General features: G+C 44.2%; 7 protein-coding genes. 5 read left to right on the top strand and 2 right to left on the bottom strand.

Features of this window, described 5'->3' with window-relative positions:
* Positions 1 to 239 precede the first annotated feature (239 nt).
* From GF309_11300 to GF309_11280, 5 genes are all read left to right on the top strand, one after another.
* Positions 240 to 1,709 (top strand): oligosaccharide flippase family protein, encoded by a 1,470-nt coding sequence (locus tag GF309_11300; GenBank protein ID MBD3159366.1) that lies wholly within the window; start codon positions 240 to 242, stop codon positions 1,707 to 1,709.
* A gap of 328 nt (positions 1,710 to 2,037) precedes the next feature.
* Positions 2,038 to 3,138, top strand: a complete 1,101-nt coding sequence (locus GF309_11295; protein MBD3159365.1) for a hypothetical protein — start codon at positions 2,038 to 2,040, stop codon at positions 3,136 to 3,138.
* Positions 3,139 to 3,256: 118 nt separating this feature from the next.
* On the top strand, positions 3,257 to 4,624 hold the full coding sequence (locus GF309_11290) for a glycosyltransferase (protein ID MBD3159364.1): 1,368 nt from the start codon (positions 3,257 to 3,259) through the stop codon (positions 4,622 to 4,624).
* Between the two features lie 17 nt (positions 4,625 to 4,641).
* Positions 4,642 to 6,633, top strand: a complete 1,992-nt coding sequence (locus GF309_11285; GenBank protein ID MBD3159363.1) for a hypothetical protein — start codon at positions 4,642 to 4,644, stop codon at positions 6,631 to 6,633.
* A 68-nt stretch (positions 6,634 to 6,701) separates the two neighbouring features.
* The gene (locus tag GF309_11280) at positions 6,702 to 8,003 is read left to right on the top strand and encodes a nucleotide sugar dehydrogenase (GenBank protein ID MBD3159362.1); all 1,302 of its coding nucleotides are present in this window, start codon (positions 6,702 to 6,704) and stop codon (positions 8,001 to 8,003) included.
* 141 nt (positions 8,004 to 8,144) lie between these two features.
* Here GF309_11280 and GF309_11275 read toward each other — a convergent pair whose 3' ends face one another.
* Together GF309_11275 and GF309_11270 are read right to left on the bottom strand one after the other, a co-directional pair.
* A complete protein-coding gene (locus tag GF309_11275) occupies positions 8,145 to 9,236 on the bottom strand; it encodes a glycosyltransferase (protein MBD3159361.1) in 1,092 nt (363 codons plus the stop codon).
* Positions 9,237 to 9,265: 29 nt separating this feature from the next.
* The gene (locus GF309_11270; GenBank protein MBD3159360.1) at positions 9,266 to 9,688 is read right to left on the bottom strand and encodes a DDE-type integrase/transposase/recombinase; all 423 of its coding nucleotides are present in this window, start codon (positions 9,686 to 9,688) and stop codon (positions 9,266 to 9,268) included.
* Positions 9,689 to 9,917: the final 229 nt, after the last annotated feature.

The raw sequence follows: 9,917 nt of genomic DNA, 5'->3' as shown, positions 1-9,917 counted from the left end.
TGCAACTGGAGTGCAGATATTGGTTGCCCACCAACAGTTTTCCCTACTTGTCTCAAGAAATCGGTTTCATTGTGCGATACAGGTAATTTTTGCCAGTGCTTATACCAATAGAAATCCATCAAAGCTCCTGAGTGATACCCATGGTTTATCTTTCTTCTGGTGAACAAATATTGCGAAAGCTAGTTATTCTTCATACTAAAAGCATTCTAGGACTTTCCTTATTATAATTCTAGGCAAGAATGAAAAAACAAATAATCGAGACTGTGCAGCATACTGGGATTTTTAGTCTTGGTGCGATATTACGCCAAGGCGCCTCCTATTTCTTGCTACCGATATATACCAATTACCTTTCGGTAGCTGATTATGGATACCTTAATCTCTTGTTGATTTTGAATACCACAATGGCAGCCTTGTCCGGAACTACTATAGGCCCAGCTCTGATACGATCATATTACGATTATGACAATACCGCGGAACGAGCAAGAGCCCTTGGCACTGCAATGCTTCTTGCAATCTTTCTTTCCCTGTCGTTAGGTGCTGTCGGACTTGTTTTCGCCGGACACCTTGCAGAATTACTGGTCGGCTCTACTGGCTTTGCGTCAGAGGTAAGAGTAGTCCTATGCATAGGCTTCGCGAATAGCATCATGACAGTAGCTGCAGCCATAATTCGCGCCAAGAAGTGGTCTAGAAAATACTTACTCGTAAACGTCTTGGCCATGTTGGCTCAAGTAGGTGCGATCATATACTTCCTCATAATAAGGCATTATGGAATTAGCGGAGTGATTTATGGTATAGGTTCAGGCACGGCATTGGGTACTGTTCTCATGATATTTCTTGTTCGAAATGAATTTACACTAGGCTTCAGCTGGGAAGAAGCGAAGAGAATGCTGTTTTTCGGAGCTCCCTTCTTGCCAACAAATGCCATAGCTATAGCCAGGAAGGCAGGGATTAGACTAATCCTTGCGCATAGCTTGGGAGCTACTGCAGTCGGAATATACGCCCTTGCCTTCCGCATTGGTAATTTTGTGCAACTCCTTATCGGTAGACCCTTTTCACAGATTTCTCCAGCAATTGTCATGTCTGCTCTCTCGAAGCCAAGAGCAACCCGATTCTATGCAAGGCTATTGTCATATCTGACTGCGGCTCTTCTATTACTTGCGATCTCGGTTTCCGTGTCGGCTGGTCCGGTGCTTAGAGCCATGTCAAAACAGGAATATTGGGAAGCTATTCGTCTAGTACCATTGATAGCATTCGGCATAGCCCTTTTTTGGATGAGAGGACTTCTTGGAATAGGTGCTTTCATTAAGAGAAAGACATACTGGTTCCCCGTTAGGCGAGCAGCTGGTTCGATCATATTCCTGGGAATGAGCTTAATCCTCGTTCAGGAGATTGGTGTAATCGCAGTTGGGTATTCCTTTATCGCTGGAAGCTTAGCGACTTGTGTCGTCGGGTATTTTACTACCAGGTCGCTATTCCCAGTCCAATTCGAATGGTTAAGACTTGCCAGGCTGTTTGCTGCTGGTGCTGTTTCCTTTATGGCCGCATCACTACTAAGTTCTGATTTGTGGGTTCTGGAGCTGATCCTGAGGAACATAGCTGTTCTGCTTGCATTCATCGCAACCCTAGTCATCCTTCGTTTCTTTGAGCCAGATGAGAAATCCTACATTCGCCAAAGGACGAATCTCATCCTTAGCAAATTAAGGATGTAGAGCCGCAATGTCTGATCTTGCCCCGCGTATTTGGGAATACCCATTTATTAAAGCTATTCTATTCTCCATTGCACTGGGCCTGCTGTTCCTGTACTCCAATGTAGCAGCAATCTTGATTTGCCTCCTTTTGCTGTTTATGAGCCTGAAATTTACTATGCAATATGGCTTGTTCTTAATAACTGCCCTCGTTCCCCTTTCATTTGGGAGGATAATAGGAGGAGTAAAATTCAATCTTTCTGAACTTGTTACGCCAATGGTTTTTTTATGGATACTCCTAAAGTATCGGTGGATTTTGCCGTATCCGAGATCACGGATTACAAGAAGAGCAATGTTAGGCTTAATTGCTTTAACCGTTGCTTTGATAGCAAGTTATGCTAGGAATCCCGCAGGGGCTAAATCTCTATTCGGAGGATTCGGAACGGGCTATGGATTGAAAGTATATTATGAGGCGATGGTAGCGATACTCCTGTTTTTCGTTACCTATTGGGGTCTACATATTCTAAAACTAGAACTTCGCAAAATTCTCAGTCTTATTTCGGCTACGCTATTCATTACGTGCGTTATTAGAGTACTCACATATTTTGGGCTGATTGATTTCCCATTCTTATCGGGTTCATTGGCATACTTGGAATATACGGGACCTACATACTCTGACTATATTAAACCCTTTAGAATAGGGGGCCTTTCCCATTTTGCAGCACTGTCTACGGTATGTGCAACAACGCTCTTGGCTTTTCAAAGCAGGGGAAGAATGAGAAATCTTATCTTTGCTATATCCTCAGGGGCAATGGTCATACTAGGAGGAGGGAGATCTGCCTTTGTGGGAGTTTGTGCTGGCCTACTATTCCTCGGTATTCTAGTTAGACCTAGTAAGAGCATTATTGTTACGATTATTGCAGTGCTGACCATCGGGGCACTCGGGTTATTCCGCATAGGCCGGCAGGATGTGGCTGATGTGCAATTTCAGAGAATTCTTGATTACGAAAGCATAACCCAGCGAGAGAAGCATAGAATATCAAGCTATGAAATACTCATAGAGGGTCTCGTTGAGAGCCCAATATTGGGCAGGGGCATCCAACCAATCCCGTTTCAGGAAAGAGCTAAATACCAAGATGTTGGAAGTCATGGGGCATATTTCTCTGTAATAGGTCTATTTGGTCTATTGGGTATAACCTATCTCATTCTATTCCTCATCGTTCCAGTTGTTGGATCTACGCTAACTCTATTAAGGAATCGCAAGAATATACCTGACCAAGAAGGGCTTATTGCTATGGTGTTCTTCTCAGCTATGCTCGTCGTTTTCAGCTTCATTATGGGAGCCGGTGGCGGTGGATACACTGAGCCGCATCTTTTTCTATTAGTTGGTGGTTTAGTGTATCTACACGAAAGTCTACGTTTTAGAAGGACTAACTCGAAAGGATACGATTGAAAAGGCGTATGTTTGAATTTGAGATAGAACTGCCCTCTAATGCCATAATGCGTTCGATTGAGAATGCTACAGCTATGCTAGCGGGTATAACACTCCCAGATTGAAACATGTGATACCAATGAAGATATTGATGCTTTGTCATACATTCCCACCCTATGGTCAGGAAGGTGGTTCTATACGACTTGTCAAGTTTCTTAAATACCTTCCTAAGATTGACGAAGACATACATCCGATTGTGGTGACTCGCCGATCAGATTTACGCTATCTGTACGGAGAAGAGAAGCTTTGTAAAGGATTGCTTAATGAAATCCCACCAAATGTACGTATCGAAAGAACCGGGACGTTTGAGCCTAGATGGTTTAGGAAGAAAGAGGAGCATCTCCATTTGCAGAAGCCCAGAACTGAAGTTCTTTCTAGCAGGCAACATGGTCTATTGAAAAACGGCTATCTGACCATTAAGAGCATTCTAAAAAGGCGACTCAAGGCTATTCTCAATGGCCTTTTTATGCCAGATAAAGCTCGCTTATGGTGCCCCTTAATGCTCAAAAAGGCTAAGAAATTGCTATCCACTGAAGGTATTGCAGTCATTTACGCAACAGGACCACCTTTCAGCGTTATCTACGCGAGCAGGCACCTTAAGAAATGGTTCCCTAATATACCTATCATCCTCGATATAAAGGATGACATAATTGATACTGTTTCCTATTTCGCTCGACCCTCTTGGGTTAGATATTTTATCAAAAGAGACGAAGCGAAGGCAATTAGTGCGGCTTCTAAAGTAATCTTGGTGACAGATGCAAGCAGGAGAGATTTTCAAAAGAGATATCCAGCGCATGAAGGCAAATTTGTGTTGATAACAAATGGTGTTGACCTAGAAGAATTCAGAGAATGTTCTCAAGCAGCTTATTCAAGCAAAGACGGTAGGTTATCATTCTTCTATTCTGGAGGATGGGGCAGCCGTGCACCGAAAACCATTCTCGGTCTTTGTAGAGCATTTGATATTCTCGTTCAGGAAGGATTCATTCGCCGGAAGGAAATCGAACTGAGATTTGCCGGCAAAATACCAGAGAGAGAAATAAAGCACCTTCGAGAACATAATCTCCTCAGTTGTATTAGGTTGCTTGGTTTTTGCCCCAAGGCCGAATTTATAGAAAGACTGAAATCAACTGCCATAAATCTCGTATTGAATTATCCTATTCCAACACTGATCCCCGGGAAAATTTACGAAGCCTGGGCTTCTAAAAGACCCATATTACTACTCGACAACGATGGTATTGCCAGCAGATTTGTCGAAAGGCATGGAATCGGATGGGCAGCACCTATTTTGGATGTGGAGAGGATTTATCAAGCACTCCGGCATATAATTGGAAAATGGAGGACAAATACCTTGAATGAAATCTCTACCAAGGGAATTCAGCGATATAGCAGAAAGGCCCTTACTCAAAAGTTTGCTGACCTCCTATATACACTTGCCAGAGAACAATAACTTGCAGATTAGCCACTATGTCGCCGAATAGTGCTCTGTTTAGGCTATTCACTTCCAGGCTATTTCGCAGAACACCAAGCTCTGTCAAGCAGGTATTGGTGAAATTCCTTAAAATGCATACAGCTTGCCAAGGATCTTTTCCCCTTCGAAAAACCTCTATTCAGCTAGCTTCGAATATTCCAAAATCCGTACGGAAAAAGGCCGATACCTTACTTGCTTTTGATGTCTCAATCAAAAGCAAGGTAAGGTTTCAATATGTTTTCAAGGACGAGAATACGGCAGTTGTCGAAGAAGCGGAATCATTAATGGATGGCAAGTATAATCTGCTTAGCAGGCAATTTAACTTCCCGGAAAGACCAATATGGAATGCAATGGTGGACGGTGAAAGTACTTACCCAAATCATTACTATAAACATCTTGCTATTTACGATCCCAATTTCGCAGACTACAAATTTACATGGGAGCTGAATAGATTCCAATTTCTACTAAACCTTGCCAAAGCCTCTTGGCTGACAGGTGAGATGAAATACCTGAAGAAAGGGCAAGAAACGATATCGCAGTGGATCAAAGAGAATCCTTGTCCCTTCACAGTAAACTGGTATAGCTCAATGGAGGTTGCTATTAGATCCCTATCATGGATGTTGTTTTACATGCTGATGAAAAAGATCGGTACAAGCAATATACATTGGGAGGTTACATTTTTCCGTTCTCTACAAGCCCACGGTCATTTCCTGAACAATAACCTGACCATAGAGAACCAATCAGCACCAAGATGGCGACGGAATAATCATTCCATAGTAGAGCTATCTATCCTCTGTATCGTTTTGTGGTTTCTTGATATGAGTGACTGCTCAAGGCTAGAGAGGCTCATCAGATACCTGCATGATGACTTGGAATATCAATATCGTTCTGATGGTATTTCCGCTGAGCAATCCATAGCGTATATGCGGGTTAATCTTGAGGCTATGTACCTCTTTTATCGTGTCTTCACCGAAAAGACTGAACGTTACCTACCGCAGCTACCAAGCGTATGCCGTAGACAAGTCGAATTCCTGAAGTCTATGGCTAATTCCTCAGGTCTTGTACCAAGGATTGGTGATGATGATGGTGGGACTATCCTGCCACGAGATTTGTCATACTCCTTTTGGGATTATAGCGGAATAATTGATTTATGGGATTCTCTTCAGGCTGAGAAGCGCTCATTTCATCATGCCGCAGAATTTCCAATTAGACCTGTCAATTTCTGGTTTAACGGAATTCTACATAGTGCTAGTAGTAGTAAAAAACCAGATTACACCCGCCGAAAAAAAATCCGGCACCGCATCTTCCCTGAAAGCGGCTACCTTATACTTGAATCAAAAACCTATCGCTGCATCTTCCGATGCGGACCTATGGGTTTTCAGGCCCCCATGGAGTATTGTCCGCATGCTCACGCCGATAGCCTTAGCATTCTCCTTTGGAAGAATGGCTTTCCTGTCCTTGTTGACTCTGGGACATTTTCCTATTGGATGCCCCAGAACGCCTCTTTTCGAAACTACTTCAGAAGTGAGCATGCACATAATACCCTGGTGCTTGAGAATAGCCCCCACGCGGTTTTTTATGGGCCATTTGGCGCCAAGAGCCTACCTGAGAAAGCAATCATCAGCTACGAATCAGGGCAGGCTACTGGAATTTTGCATTTGAAGGATGGAGCAAAACTAAGGCGCACCATTCAATTCAGCCAGAGTTCGGTCCTTATTTCGGATTCGGTCCAAGATTCTCGGAAGAAGCAGGTTCTAAGACCTTTCATCATGAATCCTAAGATAAGACCTGTTCGGGAAAAGGATGGTTGTACGTTGTATCTCAATGACGAAATATTCGTCAGGGTGTATACAGGCAGCAGAATACGTTTCTGTCTGGTACCTTTCTCTAGGCTGTATGGCTCCCTTCAATTCACCACCGCAATGTTAATCTTGGATGATATCCAGACAATCAATCGATCTTGTATATTGATGGAGCTAGGGGAGTAGCCTACTAGCGCGAAATTCATGCTATCAACAAGTTACAACTCATTCGTGCGCAGGAGGTAGGTGCTGAAATGAGAGTTTCCGTTATCGGATTAGGATATGTTGGCTCTGTTACTTCTGCCTGTCTGGCAGACTCTGGACACAGCGTAGTAGGCATGGACACCAGTAAGGAAAAGGTTGAGATGATCAATAAGGCCCAGGCACCTTTTGTTGAGCCTGGGCTCCAAGAGATTATTGTAGAGGCAATTAGGGCTGGATCTCTCCTGGCAACAACTGATTTGCACGAAGCGCTCAGAGAAGCCGATGTCATCTTGATCTGCGTAGGTACCCCTCAGGGGCCCGAAGGGCATCCGGATCTAAGTTCGGTCCAAAGGGTTGCTAGGCAAGTTGCAGAATTCTATCATGATAGATTCGGGGAAGCTACTATCGCCATACGCAGCACAATTCCGCCAGGCACAACGAGAAAACTGCAACATTATTTCGAGGAGCAGACCCCCCATGCTAGATTTCATCTGGCATTCAATCCTGAGTTTCTCAGGGAAGGCAACGCGGTAGAAGATTTCCGTGATCCCCCATTTGTAATCGTTGGATCAACAAGCGAAGAAGCTCACAAAACTGTGAGTTTGCTGTACAGTGATATCCGTAGACAGCCTATATTGATTGAGCCTGAAGAAGCCGAGATGATAAAGTATGTCTGCAATTGCTATCATGCCTGCAAGATAATATTCGCAAACGAAATAGGTCGGTTGCTGGGTTCACTGTCCATCAACGCAAGAAAAGTCATGGATGTAGTATGTCAGGATACGAAGTTGAACATCTCATCTAAGTATTTGAAGCCAGGATTTTCATATGGGGGATCATGTTTGCCAAAAGACGTCGCTGCGCTGATATCAATGGCTAGCAATCACAGTGCAAATCTTCCTATGATTCAGGCGATTCCCAAATCAAATGCCTTGCATACCAATACGGCTGTTTCTCAGATAACGCAGATGAACCCTCAGAAAATCGCGCTTTTAGGTCTCTCCTTCAAACAGAGTACGGATGATCTTAGAAACAGCCCAGCGATTGAAGTCGCAAGAGCGCTAATAGACAACGGATTTAACATTAGCGTATTTGATCCAAATATAGACTTGAAGAGACTAATTGGCCAGAATTTGGATTACGTAAGAAACAGATTGCCCGAAATCGACTCAATCATCGAGACTTCTCCAAGTGCAGTTCTCAACGATGCCGATCTCGCTGTAATGACCTACTATGAACCATCATTTATCGAGCATCTACGAATGCTTCGCCGCCCAATCGAAATCCTAGACCTATCGAATACAATATCAGAAGACTACTTAGGTTCCCATAATGTCGTAAGGCTCTTCTAGATTCGGCGGAGCTGGGGTGTTCCAATTCAATCAAGGGGTGTCCAGTCAATTCACAAAAAAGCGATCTGTGTGCATCTGAAATGCGCCTTTTCGAAATAGGTCGCTGCACCATTTGAAGAACATTTGTGATACTTCCAGAAATCATGTCAGCACCGTTCTGTAAACGTCGAGCAATCTCTTCCTGAATACGCCAGGTGAATACTCGCTGGCTCTTTTGAGCGATTTGCTGCAGTATTCCTCCAGTAATTGATGATTCAAGGCGAATTTGATGATCTTATTGGCCAAGTCACGATAATTACCCTGTTCAAACATAATGCCATACTCACCATTTTCTAATATCTCTTCTGTTGATGGCAATCTGGATGCAATTACTGGTAGCCCACATGCCATTGCTTCGATAAGCGCTATGCCAAAAGATTCTCTTGTACTAGGAAAGACAAACAGGTGGCTTTTTCTCAATATGGTTGCCACGTCCATATGCCGTCCGCACATTCGAACCCAGGGCTCAAGGCAATTCTCTGTTAAATAACGTGTTATTGAATGAATATAGTTCGGACTTCCAGTACCAATCAAGGAAAGGACAAATTCTGTGTTGTGGGATCTGAGTACCTTCGCTGCCTTTACCAGTGTCATTTGATCTTTGGCTTTATTCAATCTGCCAACAGATATGATCCTCAACGGTGGAGGCTTGATGCATGTGCTACTTGGCTTCATGCATGGATCGTATGTATTCGGGATGACAGATATGTTGGACTCTTTATAGCCCAAACGCAGCAAATCCCTGCGAAATGAATTACTAACTGCTATCATCGAATCGAATTTGCTGGTTACAAATCGATCTATGGCTAGTTTGAATCCTTTTAGGTGTCCATGGACTGTGCGAACAAGTGATACCCTGAGCCCCCAGACTGCAATCAATACAACTAGAGAATCAAGCCACCCGTTACAATGTACAATCTGGATATTTTTATCAATTATGTAGCGTCTCAGGCGGAAAAGGCTCTCAACAGAGACAAATCTACCTTTCTTTCGATTCAGAAACAGATGATCACTGGTGTATTCTAGTGCTCTTTCAACCAACTCACCTTCACCTCTCAATAGGCATAGGTCAGTAGATATCGAAGATTCCTTGAGTATCTGCAGTTGTACAAGGAGTCCGCACTCCTTACCCCCAACATTAAGCATATCATCGACAACTAATACTCTTCTAGGTAGTCGACAGATATCCGACACTCTTGGAGCCCTCGGTTGATTTCGGACAATCACTGTGCTAACAAACAAGCAGCGGATTCGCTCGCTTTTCGCTCACGCTCATACTGCCGCTCGAAATCCATTGGACTGATGTAATTCAGTCTTTTGTAAGTTTTTATGCGAATATAGAACATCTCGATGTATTTGAAGATCTCTAGTTCGCATTCGACCCAGGTCTCGTACGGATCATTGGTCCATTCGCTCTTGTGTAAGCTGAAGAAACCCTCCATCATGGCATTATCGAACGGGTCTCCACGACGGGACATGCTGACGCCTATGCTATTCTCTGTCAAGAGCTGCTGAATCATCTCCGAGCTGTATTGGCTACCCCTGTCGCTGTGGTGGGTCAGGGTGGTTGACGAGGATACATCACGACGCCTGAGAGCCATCTCCAGGGCACGATACACCAGCTCCGCATCGATCCTGTCGCTCATTGCCCAATCAACCACATAACGGCTGCAACAATCCAGCGACTCCGCCAGATACGACCAGCCTTCGAGGGTCGAAAGTCAGGTGAGATTCCCAATCTCCTTCTCGTTGGGAGCAGGTGCCGAGAAGTCCCGCTTGAGAAGATTCTCGGCCACCGGCAGGTCATGACCGGAATCGGTCGTGACCACGTACTCCGGCGCACGCCTGCTGCGAAGCCCCAGATCACGCATCACC

Source organism: Candidatus Lokiarchaeota archaeon (genome assembly GCA_014730275.1).
In the GTDB taxonomy this organism is placed as follows: Archaea; Asgardarchaeota; Thorarchaeia; order Thorarchaeales; family Thorarchaeaceae; genus WJIL01.
The sequence above is the reverse complement of the archived record's forward strand: the minus strand, read 5'-3'. Positions and strand labels throughout refer to the sequence as shown.